General features: G+C 34.8%; 15 protein-coding genes and 1 tRNA gene. 3 read left to right on the top strand and 13 right to left on the bottom strand.

Translation table 11 applies throughout. From position 1 onward, the window contains the following. Entirely contained in the window at positions 1-513 is a 513-nt protein-coding gene (locus ACHRWY_RS02045; RefSeq protein ID WP_395352027.1) for an adenine phosphoribosyltransferase, read from the bottom strand. 114 nt (positions 514-627) lie between these two features. Here ACHRWY_RS02045 and ACHRWY_RS02040 point away from each other — a divergent pair. Both ACHRWY_RS02040 and ACHRWY_RS02035 read left to right on the top strand, forming a co-directional pair. Further along, a tRNA-Arg gene (locus ACHRWY_RS02040) sits at positions 628-701 on the top strand. A gap of 251 nt (positions 702-952) precedes the next feature. Further along, a complete protein-coding gene (locus tag ACHRWY_RS02035) occupies positions 953-1,087 on the top strand; it encodes a hypothetical protein (RefSeq protein WP_395352026.1) in 135 nt (44 codons plus the stop codon). Between the two features lie 27 nt (positions 1,088-1,114). Here the strand turns inward: ACHRWY_RS02035 and ACHRWY_RS02030 are convergent, their stop codons facing one another. Genes ACHRWY_RS02030 through ACHRWY_RS01990 form a run of 9 tightly spaced genes read right to left on the bottom strand, consistent with a single transcriptional unit; the run spans position 1,115 to position 9,844 of the window. Then, positions 1,115-1,600 carry a cupin domain-containing protein gene (locus ACHRWY_RS02030; RefSeq protein ID WP_395352025.1) on the bottom strand — a complete coding sequence of 162 codons (486 nt, stop codon included), beginning with the start codon at positions 1,598-1,600 and terminating at the stop codon, positions 1,115-1,117. A gap of 23 nt (positions 1,601-1,623) precedes the next feature. Further along, a complete protein-coding gene (locus tag ACHRWY_RS02025; RefSeq protein ID WP_395352023.1) occupies positions 1,624-2,685 on the bottom strand; it encodes an alpha/beta hydrolase in 1,062 nt (353 codons plus the stop codon). 11 nt (positions 2,686-2,696) lie between these two features. Continuing rightward, positions 2,697-3,416, bottom strand: coding sequence for a carboxymuconolactone decarboxylase family protein (locus ACHRWY_RS02020; protein ID WP_395352021.1), 720 nt, complete (start codon positions 3,414-3,416; stop codon positions 2,697-2,699). 13 nt (positions 3,417-3,429) lie between these two features. Next, positions 3,430-4,059: a flavodoxin family protein gene (locus ACHRWY_RS02015; protein ID WP_395352020.1), complete on the bottom strand. Its 630-nt coding sequence runs from the start codon at positions 4,057-4,059 to the stop codon at positions 3,430-3,432. Positions 4,060-4,077: 18 nt separating this feature from the next. Beyond that, positions 4,078-5,163: an alpha/beta fold hydrolase gene (locus tag ACHRWY_RS02010; protein ID WP_395352018.1), complete on the bottom strand. Its 1,086-nt coding sequence runs from the start codon at positions 5,161-5,163 to the stop codon at positions 4,078-4,080. 21 nt (positions 5,164-5,184) lie between these two features. Then, positions 5,185-6,780 (bottom strand): carboxylesterase/lipase family protein, encoded by a 1,596-nt coding sequence (locus tag ACHRWY_RS02005; protein ID WP_395352017.1) that lies wholly within the window; start codon positions 6,778-6,780, stop codon positions 5,185-5,187. A gap of 36 nt (positions 6,781-6,816) precedes the next feature. Continuing rightward, entirely contained in the window at positions 6,817-7,800 is a 984-nt protein-coding gene (locus ACHRWY_RS02000) for an aldo/keto reductase (RefSeq protein WP_395352015.1), read from the bottom strand. Positions 7,801-7,821: 21 nt separating this feature from the next. Next, on the bottom strand, positions 7,822-8,970 hold the full coding sequence (locus tag ACHRWY_RS01995; RefSeq protein ID WP_395352013.1) for an aldo/keto reductase: 1,149 nt from the start codon (positions 8,968-8,970) through the stop codon (positions 7,822-7,824). 22 nt (positions 8,971-8,992) lie between these two features. Continuing rightward, positions 8,993-9,844: an aldo/keto reductase gene (locus ACHRWY_RS01990; RefSeq protein ID WP_395352011.1), complete on the bottom strand. Its 852-nt coding sequence runs from the start codon at positions 9,842-9,844 to the stop codon at positions 8,993-8,995. A gap of 164 nt (positions 9,845-10,008) precedes the next feature. On the opposite strand from ACHRWY_RS01990, the gene ACHRWY_RS01985 reads away from it, so the two are divergent. Beyond that, positions 10,009-10,905, top strand: coding sequence for a helix-turn-helix domain-containing protein (locus ACHRWY_RS01985; RefSeq protein WP_395352010.1), 897 nt, complete (start codon positions 10,009-10,011; stop codon positions 10,903-10,905). Positions 10,906-11,451: 546 nt separating this feature from the next. Here ACHRWY_RS01985 and ACHRWY_RS01980 read toward each other — a convergent pair. The 3 genes from ACHRWY_RS01980 to ACHRWY_RS01970 all read right to left on the bottom strand — a co-directional run bounded on the left by ACHRWY_RS01980 (position 11,452) and on the right by ACHRWY_RS01970 (position 18,769). Continuing rightward, positions 11,452-15,318, bottom strand: a complete 3,867-nt coding sequence (locus tag ACHRWY_RS01980; protein WP_395352008.1) for a WG repeat-containing protein — start codon at positions 15,316-15,318, stop codon at positions 11,452-11,454. Positions 15,319-15,434: 116 nt separating this feature from the next. Continuing rightward, positions 15,435-16,712: a hypothetical protein gene (locus ACHRWY_RS01975; RefSeq protein WP_395352006.1), complete on the bottom strand. Its 1,278-nt coding sequence runs from the start codon at positions 16,710-16,712 to the stop codon at positions 15,435-15,437. 26 nt (positions 16,713-16,738) lie between these two features. Then, entirely contained in the window at positions 16,739-18,769 is a 2,031-nt protein-coding gene (locus ACHRWY_RS01970; protein ID WP_395352004.1) for a DKNYY domain-containing protein, read from the bottom strand. Positions 18,770-19,484: the final 715 nt, after the last annotated feature.

Here is a 19,484-nt window from a genome sequence, read left to right as displayed (position 1 = left end):
CTAATATGTGATAGCGGCAAAAACAGGATGCTTATTAATTTTCTCCCTTCCGTTCAGGAAAGTCAATTCCATTAAAAAATTACATTGCACAATTTCACCACCTAATTTTTCTACCAGTTCACAAACTGCTTTAGCGGTTCCTCCTGTTGCTAATACATCATCGTGAATTAAAACCTGATCTCCTTTTTGAATGGCATCTGTATGTATTTCCAGACTGTCTGTTCCGTATTCCAGCTCATAAAATGCTGATATTGTTTCATATGGCAGTTTCTTAGGTTTCCTTACCGGAATAAAACCTGCATTTAATTCCTGTGCCAGTAACATTCCAAAGAAAAAACCACGGCTCTCTGCCCCTACTACCTTGTCTATTTTCTGCCCTTTTAAAGATTCTACTAAAATATTAAGGCATTCTTTTCTCGCAACCGGGTCATTTAAGAGTGGAGTAATATCTTTAAACAAAATTCCTTCTTTGGGAAAACCCTGAATATCACGTATATAATTTTCAATCTTCATTTTTTTTTAATTTTATGTTATTTTATGCTTGTATATCTCACATTTATGTCTATCTTTGCACCCGCAATAAGCGCTCAACAAAGCTACGAAAAATTAGCCAAGTTGAAAACAAAAGGCCTCGTGGCGCAACTGAATAGCGCACTTGATTACGGCTCAAGAGGTTACTGGTTTGAATCCAGTCGAGGTCACTCTTAAAAAAAGTTAAAACGCGAGTTTTAACTTTTTTTTTGCACTTTTTCTAAAGAATTAACCCACTTTAACTTATAAATATTAAAAGTTTGTAATCCAGTAAGGTCAACTTGACTGGATTCAAACCAAACATAACAATCTTAAAACCATATTATTAATAAAGAACACTGCCTTCATGTTAACAAAATTTTAGCTAATGTAATGTGAAGAAGAATCTAAAGATAGAATTACACCTCAAACAGCACAAAAAATGCTTAAAGATGAAGGAATGAATGTTAGCATTGATGAAGCAGTTGAAATCTTAAAATTTCTAACCGATATGGCAACTGTAGTTATTCGCAAATTTTTAAGTGGGAAAAAAGAGAGTCAATCAAATAAATATTAAAAAACACTATAAATACCTTTAAATTTTTTATTTACTATACTGGGTGTCACTAACTTGTTCCAGCCAAATCGTTTCTCCTTTTTCTCGTCCTGTAATTGCAACCTGAATAAACTTCTTATATGCGCTCGCACCATGCCAATGCGGAATATCAGCCGGACATTTAATGACATCTCCCTTATTGACAATAATTTTTGGCTTTCCTCTTTCCTGGTAATATCCAACTCCGTCAAGAGCGAGTATAATCTGCCCTGCGGGATGACTGTGCCATTTGGTTCTTGCTCCAGGCTCAAAAGTTACACTTCCAATTGCATTCTGATTAATGCTGTCAGCCTGCGCCAGATTATTCAACCATACTTCTCCTGTAAAATTCTTATTTGTGATTTTATCGCCTTTCGGAAAAATTAAAACAGAATCTGCCTTCTGTTCTTTTCCATCTTTACAAGAAACTACAGCCATTGCAATACAGAATAGAAAAGCTATCGCCGTGCTTTTTGTTAAATTTATTAGCTTCATAATGTTTTATTTTATTTAAAATATCAAATATTGGCCTGAAAAAAACTCAGTAATTTAGTGACAGCCTGCGAAACATATTCTGGTTTATAATAGGTTTGTATGTGAGTAGCGCCCTCAATAACAAAAAGTTCCTTGGTTTTTGCATTAACTGCTTTGGGAAAAGCTTCATCTGTCATATACTTGGTATCGGCTTTACTACCAGCCATCATCAGCAATGGCTGGTTGATTAAATCCATATTCGTTGCAGCATCCCAGGTCATTAAGTCCAGCAGACTGCTCATAGTATAAAGGAAAGTTGAATTTGGATGTGCATAAGTTCTATAGTAGTACTCATATCCTTCACGATATAAATCAGTTGATGTTTTAGCGATTTCTTCGTCGGTGATACTCGCCACACCTGCGTAAATCATTTTGTCGCCTGCAGCTTCCTGGGTGCGGGCTTCCGTTGTTTTCTGTAATCTTTCCTGAATTGTAGCCAATTGAGAATTTTGAAAACCATTACGCCTTACCTCACCAGAATTGAACATACTCAATGTTGCAACTGCCTTAAAACGTTTGTCTGATTGTGCTGCTTTCAATGTATAACCGCCGCCTCCGCAAATTCCAAGAACACCCAGACGATTGGCATCTACTCCCGCATATTGTGTAATAAAATCGGCCATACCGTGAATATCTTCAACACGGCTTGCCGGTTTATCAGTATGACGTGGTTCTCCTCCGCTTGCTCCTTGATAGGCAGCATCAGCGCTAATGGTTATATACCCATTCTCAGCCAGACGCTGCGCATAAAGTCCTGCTGTCTGCTCTTTGATACCGCCATTAGGATGTGCTATTACAACAGCCGGATATTTCTTTGAAGCATCATAATTTGCAGGTGTGTAAACATTGGCAGCAATATCAATTCCGTTGAGTTTATATTTTACGGGATGAATATTTACTTTACCTTTTTCATTTTTAGTTATCGCGCCATCATACACTAAGGTAAATGGATTCTGCTCATACCTTTTTTGAATAGTTTGTGCATGTGCCATATTTATAGTAATTACGGTTAGTATTAGTGCTTTTATAATCGATACATTTTTCATGCTTTAATTTTTTATTTTTTGGCTTGTAATACCTCGTTTAACACTTTTTGTGCAGCCGAAGCTTCCTTTCCGCCAATCGTTGTTTTGATAATTTCAACAAATTCCTGGAGCTGTTTTGGCGTTAAACCCACATTCAGGCAGATATTCAAATGTGATTGGAGCATAGGTTCTGCATCTCCTATAGTGGCTATTACAGAAACCGTTGCCAATTCTCTTTCAGAATACGTTAAAACATCACGTTCAAAAATATCTGCAAAAAGATGTTCTTTCAAAAAAACGTCAATTTCCGGTGCAAAGGCAGAATAGCCTATTTTTGGTCCGTCCTGCGATGTCTTGGTGAGTTCTGCCAGTACTGCTTTACCACGCTCATATTTCGAACGTTCGTCTTTTATAGGTGATGCCTCTGCTCCAATTGTATCGGTTATTCCTTTTGCTTTACGCTCATCCAATAAAGCCATAAAAGTCTGCAGTCCGCGAATGCTTCTTGGAAATCCGCAGTAGGCGTATAAATGCACTAGTGTTTCCTTAATCTGATTAACTGTCAAACCTGCGTCAAGTCCTTTATTTAATTCCTGCTTTAGTTTTACTAAATCACCTTTGGCCGTTATCGCCGATATACGGATAATCGCACGCTGTTTAGAATTTAAATCCTGATCTGTACTTGTTTGTGCTTTCATAGGCGCTGCAAATAATACGGCTAACAATAATGTCAATCTTAAAAGTGCTTTCATTTTTATTTTTATTTTAGTTGACCATTTTTATTTTCCTGAGCCAGTTTTGAACTTCAGTCTGAACTTCTTTTTCCTTGCTGCCTTCCATCACAAATAAAATCCCGTCTCTTTCTATCCCGCCTTTTGTAGAAAAACCTTCTAAAACGGTACTTTTAGGACATAACTCATTTACAGTTTGAAAAGTGCTACCTATTCCATAACCTGCATTGGTATTGAACGGGATAACTGTTTTCCCTTCCAGATTGTACTGCTTCAAAAAACTTTTCATAGGCGGCGGCAGCTGCATTCCCCATGTTGGGAAGCCTACAAATACAATATCAAATTTTTCAATATTGTCTATCTTGGTCTTAAGCGGAGGAAGAAATCCTGTTTCGTTTTCTTTGGCAACCTGGCTGACTATTGTTTTATAATCTTCAGGGTAAGGATTCTGTAATTCCAATGCTGTCAATGTGCCTCCCACACTCTTATGAATCATCTCGGCAACTGCTTTGGTGTTTTTTGTTCGTGACAGATACACAATCAGTATCTTTTTATCGGTTTGTACCGCTGCATTATCCTGAGATGCTTCCTGCGCTTTACTGCAGCCTGAAAACATACAGGCAGCTGTTGTAAGCATAAAGCAGATTGCTGTTAGTTTTTTCATTTTCTTGTCTCTTTCCTGTTACTTATCCAGTCCTTTTCCTTTTAACCAGTCAGACATAAGATCTGCAATCTGAATGTTATTTAAATCTGAAAATGGAAAGTGCGTATTTCCCTTAATTCCAATTTCAGGAAGATGCACCACCGTAACATCACCGCCTTTTTTGTTTACGGCATCTCGCCATAGTCTTGCCATTTCCAAACGTGCACGCCATCCATCGGCACCTGAATTTTTAGATGGTTTATCGGGAATATTATCTCCGTAATAAATTATGATGGGAATTTTAGTCAGCTTCATAAAATCGTTAAGGGGAATGCCGGCGGCTTCAAGTGCTCCCGCAGAACTCGCTATGGGCGATGGAACCTCTCCTTCAGGAAATAAAAATCCGCTTCCCGGTTCATAAGATACAATGGCTTTTACATTCTGGTTTTTAATTGCTGTCATCCAGCCCATTCCGCCTGAATGGGAATGCGTCACAAGAATTGCAGGACCTGTTTTTGTGAAAAGCGCAGCAGCCGCATCTGTAGTAACATTCAAATCAATTGTCCCTAAATTTGGTGTCATCGATCGAAAGTACTGGTTAAGTGTTTCTTTATCTCTGGCAAACTGTACTCCATCAAAATAGTCCGGCCAGATTCCTACGCGGAAAACGCCAAACCACTGCTGCTCATCCGGAACTGGTTTTATAGCTGCTTCCGCAGTACTTCTGCCTGCATTTCCTCTTCTGGGCTGATCGATCAGATAAACAGGATATTTTTTGCGAAGAAAAATATTCTGAAACCCTTCACGCCCGTCCGGTGTGGATTCCCAAGTCTTGGAAAACTGGCCTATGCCGTGCCACATGACCAACGGATATTTGTGCGCATTGGCTGGAATTTGATAAAAAACATAAGCATGATCTCCACGAAAGGTCTGTCCTACCGGCGTAATATTATAAGGATCAAAAGTTCCCGGGTTTTCAATTATGGTTCCGCCAACAGCAAAGCTTCCCTGCTCTTCTATTAGTATTGGATTTTGTTTTATTTTTTTCTGCGCTGTAAGTGAGGTACTGCTTATTATCAATAACAAACAGAAAATACTCCATCTTCTTATTATTATGTTTTTCATCCTGTTCTATTTAGTTTACTGCTATTTATTGTCAACAGAATTTTCTATCGCATCAAGTCTTGTTTTTCTTTCATCACTCCTATTTTCTGCCGATCCATCTTCTTTGAATTCAAAAACTTCATTTTTATTGGTATTATAAGAAGGCCATTGAGGTAATCCCTTACCGTTTGGATTGCCCGTTTTAGCGAAATTTACCCAATAGGCATTCATCATTTTGGCAACTTCATGATCTTTTGCATCTGCTTTAAAACCATATCCGTCAACAAGATTATCAAATACAAAAGGAATTTCTGAGGCGTGGGAAGCACCAAACTTCATTCTTTCTTTCATTGATTCAGGCACATAGGAGAACAGATACAGATAAGCGGCCGTCTTTTGAGACGTAAATTCCCTTGCTGTAAAGCGGGCTGGTTCTGCCCAGACTTTATCTGTATTGACAAGTGTTAAGATTCTGGAGAAATCTCCTTTTCCGTCAGGATCATAGGCTTTTGACACTTCATTTTTAAAACTGCCAAACAAGGAAAATAATTCTTCTTTTGAAGATGCATTAACAAAACCGGCGGGCACCTCAGCATTATTCGATCCTATAATTATGGGAATGTTCTGCTGTCTTCCTGCTTTATAAAAACTCTCGGCTGTTTCTGTTACAAAACGACCGTCAAGAATAGGTCCAGAATAAGTAGAAGGTCCGTTTTGTCCCGCTGTTTCCTTACCGTCATCTACAATTTCCGAAGCGCTGAGTGCTCTTAATTTAGTAAGCGCGTCAGCATCCGTTCCTTGAATATTATATCTTTTGGCAAAATTAATACCTATGGTTTCGGCAGAAACAGGATAATGTTTGTCCGCATTCTCTTTATCAATCGGTCTTCCTGTAAGCACTCCGTCACGTCCTCCGCCTGATTCAATAATCGCCTTTTGGAATAATCCTTTTGCTGAAGGAATAGTCAGCAGAGAATGTACTGAAACCCCTCCTGCAGATTCTCCAAATATGGTTACGTTCTTTGCGTCTCCTCCAAATGAAGCAATATTTTTCTGTACCCACTGCAATGCCGCAATCTGATCCATATAAGCATAACTGCCTTTATATTCACTTGGATTTTCCTGGCTTAATGCCGGAAATGCAAAATGTCCTAAACGTCCCAGACGGTAATTGATTGTTACCAGAATGACACCCTGCCTTGCAAATGCAGTTCCAGAATAACCCGAACCGCTGCCTGCTACAAAAGCACCTCCATGAATCCAGACCATTACTGGTAATTTTGATTTCGCTGCACCATCAGAAGGTTTCCACACGTTTAAAAACAAACAGTCTTCACTTGAGGTTTTCGACATGCCCGAACCTCGCGGCCAGCCTGCCTGCGGGCAGTATGCACAATCCTTACTGGCATCTCTGACTCCTTCCCATGGCTTTACGGGCTGTGGAGGGCGCCAGCGGTTAGAACCAACGGGCGGTGCCGCATAAGGAATACCTTTGAAAACCAAAACATCTCCCTCTTCAATACCACGAACAGTTCCTGAAGCCGTGGTAACTTCTAAACTATTTTTTCTTGTCTGCTGCTGCGCCTGTAAGACTGTGACACTTATTAAAAAGAAAACTCCGATAACTATTTTTTTCATTTCTAAATGTATTTGAAAGTAAGAACAGCCGGGAAATTATTTCCCAACTCTATCCTGTAATTGCTGTGGATAACGTGCACCAACTATTTCTATGTTTTTAAGAGCAAGATTTATATTGTTTAATTCTTCTTTGCTTAAATGTATTACTGCTCCTCCAATATTTTCTTCCAATCGATGCAGTTTTGTTGTTCCTGGAATTGGGACGATCCAAGATCTTTGCGCTAGCAGCCAAGCCAAAGCAATCTGCGATGGTGCAGCATTTTTTTGTGCAGCAATTGATTTAACAAGCTCTACTAAGGTTTGATTCGCTTTTCTGTTTTCTTCTGAAAATCTAGGAACAATATTTCTAAAATCAGACGATTCAAATTTTGTATCTTCATTTATAGCTCCTGTCAAAAAGCCTTTCCCAAGCGGACTGAAAGGCACAAAACCAATTCCTAATTCTTCTAAAACCGGAATAATTTCTTTTTCAGGTTCCCGATAAAATAAGGAATATTCACTCTGGAGTGCAGCAACCGGCTGTATAATATGCGCTCTTCGAATGGTCTCTACACCCGCTTCTGAAAGTCCAAAGTGTTTTACCTTTCCTTGCTGAATTAACTCTTTTACCGTTCCCGCAACTTCTTCAATAGGCACGTTGGGATCAACTCTGTGCTGGTAAAGCAAATCAATCGAATCCGTTCTTAATCTTTTAAGTGAAGCTTCGACCACTCCTCTAATTCTTGCAGGACTGCTGTCCAGACCTTTTGTCGAATCACCTCCCTGAAATCCAAATTTGGTTGCAATAACCACTTCTTTACGAAATGGTTCTAAAGCTTCTCCAACAATTTCTTCATTTATAAAAGGACCGTAGCATTCTGCTGTATCAAAAAAAGTAACACCTTTTTCAAAAGCAGCCCTGATTAAAGCTACGGCTTCATTTTTTTCTGTTGCTTTTCCGTAACCAAAACTCAGTCCCATACAGCCAAGTCCAAGAGCAGATACTTCAAGTCCGTTGTTTCCTAATATTCTCTTTTCCATTATCTTTATCTTTAAATTAGATTATTTCTTTTTTTCGGGAGCTTCTACATCCGAGAAAGCCAATACCCCGGCAGGTAATCGTTCACCCGCAATTTTAATGGCATTTAAGGCCGTATTAAACTCCTGCCATTCGTTTGCCGTAAATTTTATTTGAGATGCTCCTGTGTTCTCCAGCATATGCGCCATCTGGGTTGTTCCCGGAATTGGTACTATCCAAGGTTTCTGTGCCAGCAGCCATGCCAGTGAAATTTGAGCCGGTGCGGCTTTTTTCGCTGCGCTCCATTTTTGAATTAATTCAACCAAAGCCATATTTGCAGGCAGGTTTTCAGGCGAAAATCTGGATTCAATACCACGGATATCACCAGGTGCGAATCGTGTGTTACTGTCAATGGCTCCTGTGAGAAAACCAACACCAAGAGGACTCCAGGGCACAAATCCAATTCCCAGTTCTTCGCATAACGGCAGAATCACTTTTTCAGGCCCTCTCCATAATAATGAATATTCATTTTGAATAGCAGTAACCGGATGAATTGCATGTGCACGTCTTACGGTTTGATGACCCGGCTCGCAAAGTCCATAATGCAGTACTTTACCTTCCTTGATCAGACCTTGTATTACGCCGACAACATCCTCAATTGGAACCTGAGGGTCAACACGGTGCTGATACAATAAATCAATTCTGTCTGTTCGCAGGCGTTTCAGCATTCCTTCCACAACTATTTTAATATGTTCAGGCTGGCTGTTTAAACCCGGTAAACGTTTTCCTGTCTCCTGATCAATGTTCCAGCCGAATTTTGTAGCAATTGTAATCTTATCACGAAAAGACTGCACTCCTTCGCCTAAAATTCTCTCCACTTCCAGAGGCCCGTAAGCTTCTGCAGCATCAAAAAAAGTTACCCCGTTATCATAAGCTGATCGGATAATGCGGTGCATTTCAGGTCTGGAAGGAACTGTAGTCTGGTAATTACGGCTCATATTCTGTACACCAATACCAATGCTGGAAACTTCCAGTTTTCCCAGTTTTCGCTTTCCGGGAGCCGTTAGTGGAATCTGATTGTTTTCTTCTGAAGCGATATCCTCTATATCAGAATTCGCAAAAGAAGCAAAAGGAAGCAGTGCACTTCCTGCCAATGCCAAACCCGCCGTTTTTAATATTGATCTTCTATCCATTTTAAATTTTATCTCTAGTTAGTTATCTGTTTAATGTTCGCTCACTCAGCCATTTTACCATGTTGGGATCTCTGTGATCAAAAAACAGGCTTGCGTTTGTATCTAAAGATTTGATCGAAGCCATATCCTCAGCTGTTAATTCAAAATCAAAAATGTTGAAGTTTTCTGCCATCCTTTCTTTACGAACTGATTTCGGAATTGACACTACTCCTCTTTGAGTGAGCCATCTCAGAATAACCTGCGCGGTCGATTTATTATATTTGGATGCAATTGCTGTGAGAAGTTTATTTGTGAAAATGTCATTCTTCCCTTCTGCAAACGGCCCCCAGGATTCGATCTGAATATTATTGTCCTGAAGAAATTGCTGCGATTCATTCTGCTGATGAAAAGGGTGCGTTTCAATCTGGTTTACTGCAGGCGTAAAGCCAGTATTCGACACTAAGTCCATAACTCTGTCCGGATGAAAATTAGAAACACCAATAGCTTTTACTTTTCCTGCTTGGTATAATTCCTGCATGGCGCGCCACGATCCGTAGATATCGCCATAAGGCTGATGGATAAGATATAGATCGAGATAATCCAATTGCAAAAGGTCTAATGACTTCTGAAAAGCTTTTAAGGTATTTTCATAACCTGCATCGCTTACCCAGAGTTTTGTTGTAATAAAAAGTTCTTCCCTTGCAATGCCGCTTCGTTTAATTCCGTTTCCAACAGCCTGTTCATTCATATACGACGCTGCCGTATCAATTAGTCTGTAACCTGTTTCGATAGCATCAACCACAGCCTGTTCACATTCTGCCTGATCCTGCATTTGAAAAACCCCAAACCCTAAAATGGGCATTTCAACTCCGTTGTTTAATTTTATAGTTTGCATTGTAACACGATTTTATAATTCTATTATTACAAATTTCCGAACTAAAAGCATGGGTTTTGGTATACGGATTACAGAATCTCCTACCAAGATTACTGATTCAGAGTATACTGCTGTTAAAACTGTACTTAAATAGCTAAATTTGTGTAACAAACAACGATGAAGACATGGGACAGGTATTTAACTTCGAGACTATTAAAGAATATAATGATTTTAATAATCATGAAACTTTGCATCCTTTAGTTAGTATAATTGATTTTAATAAAGCAAAACCAAGAACAGGTTCAAGGATGAATTTTGAACTTTACTGCATATTTCTTAAAGATGTAAAATGTGGGGATCTAAAATACGGCCGTAATTATTACGACTATCAGGAAGGAACTTTAGTTTTCGTATCGCCCGGTCAGACCATTGATGTTGAAAATAAGGTAGATTATTACCAGCCCGCAGGACATGGATTGGTTTTCCATCCGGATTTAATTCGAGGCACCGCTCTTGCAAAAATCATTAGTGAATATAATTTTTTCAGCTACAATACAAGTGAAGCATTGCACTTATCAGAGAAAGAAAAACAGCTTGTTTTTGATTGTTTTGCTAAAATAGAAACGGAATTAAAGCAGTCTATTGACAAGCACAGCAAAAAGCTTATTGCCTCAAATATTGAATTATTTTTAAATTACTGCGAAAGATTCTATGACCGTCAGTTTATTACCAGAGATAATGAAAATAAAGGTATTGTTGAAAAATTTGAAGAACTCTTAAACAGCTATTTTTCTTCGGATAAACCTAATATTATAGGACTGCCTTCTGTAGCGTATTATGCGGGCGAACTTAATCTCTCTCCTAATTATTTTGGTGATTTGATTAAAAAAGAAACAGGAAAATCTGCCCAGGAATACATTCAGAATAAAATAATAGATACAGCTAAAAATAAGATATTCGATTCGACAAAAACCATTAATGAAGTTGCTTATGAATTAGGTTTTAAATATCCGCAGCACTTCACCCGCTTTTTCAAACAGCATGTTGGAAGCACTCCTAATGAATATCGCATTATGAATTAAAAAATGGTGGTCTTTACCAAGCAATACTCTTCAGAATCGAAAAATATTAGTGAATAATGCATTTTAACATTTAACCCCTACGATACATACAAACCACTTACAAACAAAAAATCAAAATAATTACCTTACAAATCAACTTGAAAATAAGCCAATTTCTTTAAATCATTCATAAAATGGTTTGTAAATTGTAAAGTAGAGGTCACTCTTAAAAAAAAGTTAAAACGAAAGTTTTAGCTTTTTTTTTGGCCTTTTTGAAACAATTTAACCATCTTTTACACCGAAAAAAACAGCGGTTTGTAAATCTGTAGAGTTGACTTTACAGGATACAAACCACCATGATCCATCGAAAACATTGACTTAAAGAATAATAACCATCTTTGATTTAACAAAATTTTAGTTTTATGGAATTTAAAAACGAAATACATAAGGGAAAAATTACACCTCCGAAGACACAGAAAATGCTTAACAATGAAGGAATGAATCGATTTTATTTTGATTTTTTATTATTTTCTGCTTGACTGATTAATAGCAATAAAAATCATTCAATCAATAAAGCACTTTCGATTTCATTTTCTTTTCTTTCCGCTTTTTTTCAACGTAAATCTTAACTTTTTGCGGTGTTATATTTTCAATTTTATTGTTCTTTTTGCAGCTAAAAAATGTTCTACGGTCAAACTTGATTTCGTCATATTTAAACGGAATTATGATTTGGCTTTCCGAATCGATTACGCCAAATTTCCCTCCTTTGCTCACAATATAAAAATCTCCACCTGCAGTGATATCAATTTCATTGTATTCAAAAGGCAAAATGACTTTCAAGTCTTTTGTATACAAACCACATAAGTCATTTTCATCTTTTATTAGAAAATATTTTAACTCTTCGCCCATGAAATCAATATTTACAACAACTTCTTTAATGCTGCCAATAGAAGTTTTATAAATTATAGTATCATTTTTTACCAAATAATATTTGCCGTCTATCAACTTCGAATTCTTGATTTTGAAATGATCTTCCCAAGGTATATATTCGCTCGGATCCTTAATACTGCCATCAGGATTTAAAATTAGCTTCTTCCCTTTTTTATAAAACTGATAATTATTGTACGAATGGAAACTAACACTATCCACTATACGAGAATAAATTTCTTTGCCTTTAAGATCATAAACACTTACCGTCGAGTCTTTTTTGCCGAGAATATTGCCACTCGAAACATCAATTTTATCAAATACAGCAGGAAGCAACGTTTTTGAATTGGCATCAAGAAGTCCGTATTTATTGTTTTCTATGACACTATAGCCCGAAAACATAATCGTATTTCCAGAATTTGGCAATGTAACTTCTAACCATTTTATTTCCTGATACTTTTTGTCTACAACCGTTTGACCGTCTTCATCAACAATGCCAAATAAATTATGATTTTTTGTGATAAATAATTTTCCTTTTTTTGATTCCAATTCATCATAAACAAAAGGAATTCCGGCTTTTCCTTTTGAGTTCATTGTGCCGTATTTGTTGTTTCTTTTCAGAATATAATTTTCCGCAAAATTTCCAGTGAATCGCTGTCCTTGAGTGATTCGATAATCAAACATGAAGTTGCCCTTATAATCATACTTAACATATTTTATTTCAGTAGCTTTTGGTTCTGAATTTGAAACCGTGTAACCATCATCGTAATCTTCAATAAAGACATTTGCTTTGATTTTGAAATCTATTTTTTTAGTTTTCAAATCATAGAGCTGCACGGAATCTGCGCTTTTAATTACGACAATTTCTTTACGTGGGTGAAAATTCCAAGACCAATTCTGCTTTACTTCAAACGTAGCTAAATTTTCATTTTTACCGTTAAAAAACTGTATGATTTTTGAATCTTTTTTATTTGTTGTGCAGATAAAAAGATCATTTTCATGCTCTTTCAGAAATTCATTTTCACTATAATTTCTGTTGTCGCTTGTGTTTCTAAAATCATAAAAAGTAATTTCATCATAAATTTCTGGCTGAAAAAGTACTCTTCCATCAAAATTTACAATACCGTATTTTATTGAATTCTTGTTAGTATTAAATTTAAAATACGAAGCTGCCTTTATAGTATATTCTTGTGGATATGTCGACAAAAATTGATACTCCTTTTTGTCTATCACTTTTAAAACAGGATACCTAAAATTAGCGGTTTTAAAATCCTTGTTCATTACCCCTATTTTATCGTCTTCTACAAAAAAGAAATAATCATTTATGATATAATTGAACGGATGTTCTAACGTTGTTTCATTGCCAAACTTGTCAATTACGGTATCATAAGAATGTTTTTTTCTGGCAAAAATTCTTTGGTTATTATAGTCATATATATAATCCGCTATAAATTGGTCTGGCATTAATTTTTCTTTTATTATACTGTAAAAACTTGCCCAGCCCGGGCGTTCAATTTTGGCTGCTATAATAATAGAATTTACAATTTGAAATGAAGTTCCATCCATATCAAGTCTTTCCGCTTTGCCATCTTTAACTCGTATTACGCCATTTTTTAAGATTTCCTGTTCTTGATTCTGATTTACTTTTTTGCTTGAAGAAGACAATTCTTCCGTAACAACAAAATAGCCTGCTTTTGTTGTTTCATCAAAATAATCATTAGCGATTTCCTTAATCTTTGGCGGATAAATCATCGCTCCATCAGAAGTAAAAATGCTTTTTAATCCATTATCACCAGTTATAAAATAGAGATCCGGATTTGAGTCCTTAAATTCAATTTTTTTATATTGCACTGGAACAATCTCTTTTCCATTGCGATCCATCAAACCGAATAATGATCCAGAAGAAACAATAAACTTATTTTTTCTGGCGTATTCGATATTATCGTATTTGGGAGCTAAAATTTCCCTACTGTTAAAATCCTCCAAACCGTACTTTCCTCCCGTTTCAAATATGGTTCGGTTAAATTCTTTACTGATGTTTACACTGGACATAGGATTTGCAGGCTGTATGAATTTATAGCTTCTTTTTTTTTGTTTTTCAATTTCTTTTAAGTCTATTTTATCTCCATTTCTTAAAAAATAGACCATTTTTTTATTCTTGTAACCGCCAACATATCCAAAATTCCATGCACGATATTCAATATAATCGAATTCTGGCGCAACCAATTTATCGTCTTTTAAAACACCTTTAAAACCCCATTTTATTCCTTTTCTTAAAATAAAAATACTGTTCGTCAAATATTTTACTTCATCATAATCGGCTTCAACAACAATAGCGCCGCTTACATCCATAAGTCCAAATAAGTTGTTTTTCTTGAAAACAATCCCTTCTGGTTTGTCCGATGTTGGCATGCAAATTTCCTCTCCATAAATAAGATTTATCCATTTCCCATTATAAAAAGTATTACCAATTTTAGTGATTGAATTATAAATTGGTTCTTTGTAAAATTTATCTTTTGAAACATTAAAAATTCCGTACTTATCTCCTTTTTTTACAATTGTATAATCGCTGTAAAATCGAAGCGGTCTAATCGTATCAAATCTGAAAGGTGCATTGTCTTTTAGGTTTATAATTTCTTTAAGCGCGTTATCAAAATGATTATAATTAGAATACATTGAAACATACGTGTCAAATTTATGTGTATCAACAATTGCGTCAGCTGTTATTTTGTAGAGATAATTTTGGTTGTTTTTTCGAAAGGGAAGCCAAATGTTGTCATAAGAAATTCCATTTTCAACAATAGCGTTGATTGGGTTTTCAAAATAGTCACAATCGTCTAAGATGATTTTATTTGATTTTATGTCAATTATTTGATATTTGTTATTCTTGTTTTTAGTGCTGATATAATTTGGTACATACATGAAATTAAAAGTATCCATATCTTTAAGAAGCAAATTTCCATTGGTGTCATATACAGTTATGAGATCATTTAAAGAAAAAGTTCCATATTTACTTTTTGTATCTACATAAACATAAGTTCCGTCAGAAGCACAAATATAATTTCCTAATGGAACAATCACTTTTCCTGTTTCGATGTTTGCAAACCCTTCCATGTTATTTTTGTAAATATTGGCATACTTGTAATATTCCTTAGCAACATTAACCGAATCATAAACAGGCAATAAAGTATACTGTTTTGTCTTTTCATTATAAACACCTTGCGACTTTAGTATACTCGTTTTGATATAAACTTTAGACAAAGAATCGTTCAGTTTTTTTACTTTGAAAAAACGATGATTAATGATGTTTTCTAAATGAGATTTGAAAAGATTTACGCTTGTATTTTCTAAAACCTCTTTGTCCTTAATTGTGTTTAAAGTTTGGTAGGATTTTAAAAAATCTCCATTTTCATAATAGGTCTCGGCTTGCTTGCGCGCAGATTCTACATTTTGTGAAAAGATAAAAAAAGGAAATAAAACGAAAATTAAGAGTAGATTTTTTGGCATGAGTTTATTCGAGAAAATTTTAAAGCATTCCTCTATTTATTATAGAGCATTAAAAAGACGAAAAGGTTGGGAAGAAATTAAATTTTATGTAATTTGCAGCGCAGTTTAAGGTTTCTTTATAAATTTTGTTTTTTAACTTCATTCATTATTTGGTCAATTTGTTGCAGTTCCCAATCAATCGATTGAAGTCTAATTCCCGAATCATTTCTAATTATTTTGTTTGCAACCATACTGCTTTCGCCATTTAAAAAATAAACTCCTTCTTGAGAAATTCTGCTATCTTCGCCCATAAAAGTAGTTTGATTTCCTTTATAGATGCATCTTGAATTTTGAAAATAAAGAGTTCGTGTATAAATAGGATAATGTTCTAAATCCAGGGGATATTCTTCATATATGATCTTATAAATTTCATTTTCCTTTTTTAATACCGTTATTGTTTTTTTTGAATGAACAGTATTTTTTTTTGTGTTAGTTTCTTTAAAAATTTTGCTTTTTAATGTTTTATCACGATCAATTTCACTTATTTTTTTGTCAACTTGTTCAATCTCTTTATCATTATATAAAGAGACTTTTGGTTTGTCTCTCGTATCATAAATCACATAACGATATTCACCATTCATTTTTACTAAAAAAACAGCTTGTGTACTATATTCATTTCCTTTATATGCATACAAAATTTCATAATCTTTGATGTTGTTTTCAGCCATGCAAATCGCAACAACCTGATCTTCGTCGACATTGTTTTTTCCTTTTTCCTTAAAAATCGAAAGCTTTATTCCACTTATAAAATTAGAGTCGAATTGTTTCCAATTAAACATGAAAAGGTTAAGGTTGTTATTATCAAAACTTTCAATTTCTTTACGTTTTGCTATAACTAAATCTCTATAACGTACATTTCTTTTATCTTCCTCAAGATCTCCGTTGCTTTTTAAAAGATAAATTGCTTTTTCTTTCTCATAGTAATAATACAAACCTAAATCTATATTCGGTTTTGAATTTTCAGAACATTCACCGCTACGATTAATTTCTTCCAAATAAAAACAGATGTAATTTTTGTCAATAATCTTGTATTTGCCTTTACTCGAAGTGAAACAACCATTTCCACAATCTGCAGTTTCAAAGCATTCAAAAGTTTGGTCCGGATTTATCTTAATATTATATCCAAAATAGTGGACATTAACATCTCTTGGAAAGAAAAAATAGTCTGTTGTCTTGTTGGCCAATATCAATTCATTAGTACCCCAAGTTCCTTGCAATTTTGTGATTGAAGAATCATGGACCACTTTATCAAAACCATAACTAGATGTATTAGTAAATATGGTTGCGACATTATTTTGTTTTTTTGAACAACCAAAAGTGAAAGCAACAAGAAGTATTAAAAAAAATGTTCTCATAAAAAAGAAGTATGATTTTGAATTTATTATTTAATATAATACGGAAGACCTTGAATACATCGCACTGGTTTTCCGTTTTTCATTGCGGGAATCCAATCTGGGCAAAGTTTCAAAACCCTTTCCAGCTCTTTTCCGGATCCGTAGCCACGATCGTGCTGAATATCAATATTTGAGACACTTCCATCTTTTTCAATTATAAAATTGGCAAAAACACCTCCTCCCAGACTTTTATCTTTGGTAATGGCTTCTGGCACTTTGTAATTTTTGTTCAAAAAAAGATTGAATTTTTGATAACCGCCAACGAATTTTGGTGGCACATCAACTTCAGTTGAATTGTAAACTTTATTGTAATCTTCAGATGAACTTTCTGCTTTAAAAGATCTTTGAGGAAAAGCGGTTCTTTTGTTTTTATACTTTTTAGCAAGATCAATCGCTTCAAAAGCCGGATCCCATTTGCGGTCAAATACTTTCCCTAAAAATCGATAGAATATTTCATCCGATTTTTTAACGAGCCAAAAACCTTCTGCATTTTTAAATAAATAAAAATCTGAAATTGGAGTTGGGTCGTTGCCACAAAAACCGCCTCTATAACCTGGAAAAGCGGCTAAAAGTTCTAAACCAGCGCTTTTAATAATCTTTGAGTTTTTGCAGTACAAATAGTTTTTATCAACCAAAAATGTATTAAAAAACCGCGCCGATTTTACATCGACATCATTGAGTTTATTCATTTTGGAATATTTTTCATCATAAAACAAAACTCTGTTTTTGTCTTTATAATATTGTGTGCTTCCATCAATTGGCCTAAACGTTTCAGCATCAAATCCTGTTCTTTTATCGTTGCAATAAACTTGATCGTATTTTTTGTAAAAATTTAAATCAAAAACAACTTTATCTGAACCATCAAAATCATCAATATCCTTTTTTTGTGCTTTTCCTTTTGCAAGCTGTTTTGGAGTTAAATCTTTATATAATGATTTAGTTTCCTTGGCATACGCTTGATTTTTATAAAATACGATTCGGGAAAATCGGTTATAAGAAGTGTTTGCACTGCTCACTTTTTCGGTATATTTAAAAGGCAGTTTCTCAATTTTGTCTTTTTTTAAATCAATATCGTAGACTATTTCATAAACCCCATTTTTATCATAAATCAAATTCGAGTAAGGCAGAAAACCGAAAGAAGGAATATCAAATTTCCTTTCCAATTTCTTCCCGCCATCAAAAACATTTTCCCCATCAGTAATATAGCGATCTTGGTTTTCGGTAATCCAAACTTTGATTTTGCTGGATTTTTTAAGTTGCATTGGCGTTACTTGATCCTGAAAATAGATACTGTTTTTGTATCGAGAATAACAAAGCGATAAACCGGTTAATGAATCGGCGTGCATTCCGTCAACAATCTCTCCATTGAAGAAAACAAATCTTTTCGTTTTGGAAAAAAAATAATTGACATATTGATACGGCTCTCTTCCGAAATAAGCGATTTCGCCTTTAGAATAAATATGGTTTTTATCATGGCAAAAGTCATATTGGTCGGTGTTAGCCGATGCTCCGTCTGAACCTTCAATTTTTTTATCGAAGTAATAAATTGAATTTTTGTCTTTAAAATATTGATTAACATCGTCAGAGATAAATCTTTTACTTGGATTGGCTTGAAAACTTTCGACATCAATATCTTTTAATTCTGTTATGTTTTTGAAGACTTTGTTTTTGGTTTTCCATAAAAGATCCAATTCATCATTTTTTCCAAGCGCCACAAAACCTGTAGTATCGATTTTTAAAAATTCACCTTTTACGTAAATTCCGTTTTTATCAAATGCAAAACCAGATTCTTCTTTTTTTCTTGTAGAAAAAGAAGCCAAATCCGGATAAATGATGTTATGAGTGTAGCGATCCTCATAAATAACGTAATCTGCATTTACGATATACAATGGAGATTCAAGAAAACTGTATCCCGATCTGTCTACTTTTAAAGTAGCATCTTCTACTGCTGGAATACTACGATTTTGACAGCTAAAAAGTAAAACAAAACTAAGGATCGTAAAAAACTTTTTTATCATAGGAAACTATTCAATAGATTGGTTTTTGGTTTTTGCAGATTTTGTAGGAGTAAAAAAACAAAATTTATTCCATTGCTTAACAAAAATAAAAAATCTTACTCTTAGTTTATAGAGACTCAAAAATGCGAAAAGGTTGGGAAGAACTAAATCAATTTTTACCTTCAGTAGAAGAACAATAAATAACTTGAACACATATTTTTTATTTTCATCTAAATCAGCAAACATAATCAACAAATTTTGAACTGAATAAACTCAAAACTAATATCTAATATTGCAAATAATTGAAATAAATCTTTATCTAAACATTGAGTTAATATCATGCTTTTATGCTTGAAGTTGATTCAATAACAAATTATTGAAATCACATTCTTTAACATTTTTTAACTTTTACCCCCTACGATACATACAAACCGCTTCTGAAATAAAAATTTAAGCTAATTATCTTACAAATCAATCAAAAAGTAAGCCAATTTCTTTAAATCATTCATAAAATGGTTTGTAAATTGTTCAGTAAGGGTCACAAAATTAAAATCCCATTTCTAACGAAATGGGATTTTTTTTATGCCTAATTATTTCCTAATTTAGCTATCTGTAATGATATAAAATTTTCAAAACTTCCCCACAAACTTCCCAATAAATTTTAGTGGGACGTTTTACAAATAATTGTTCACGAGCTAGAAGCTCGCGCCAGCAAGGAGAAACTTACAATAAGAAA

Origin of the sequence: Flavobacterium sp. FlaQc-48 (assembly GCF_044007335.1) — a bacterium.
GTDB lineage: Bacteria > Bacteroidota > Bacteroidia > Flavobacteriales > Flavobacteriaceae > Flavobacterium.
This window is presented reverse-complemented; position numbering and strand designations above follow the sequence as displayed.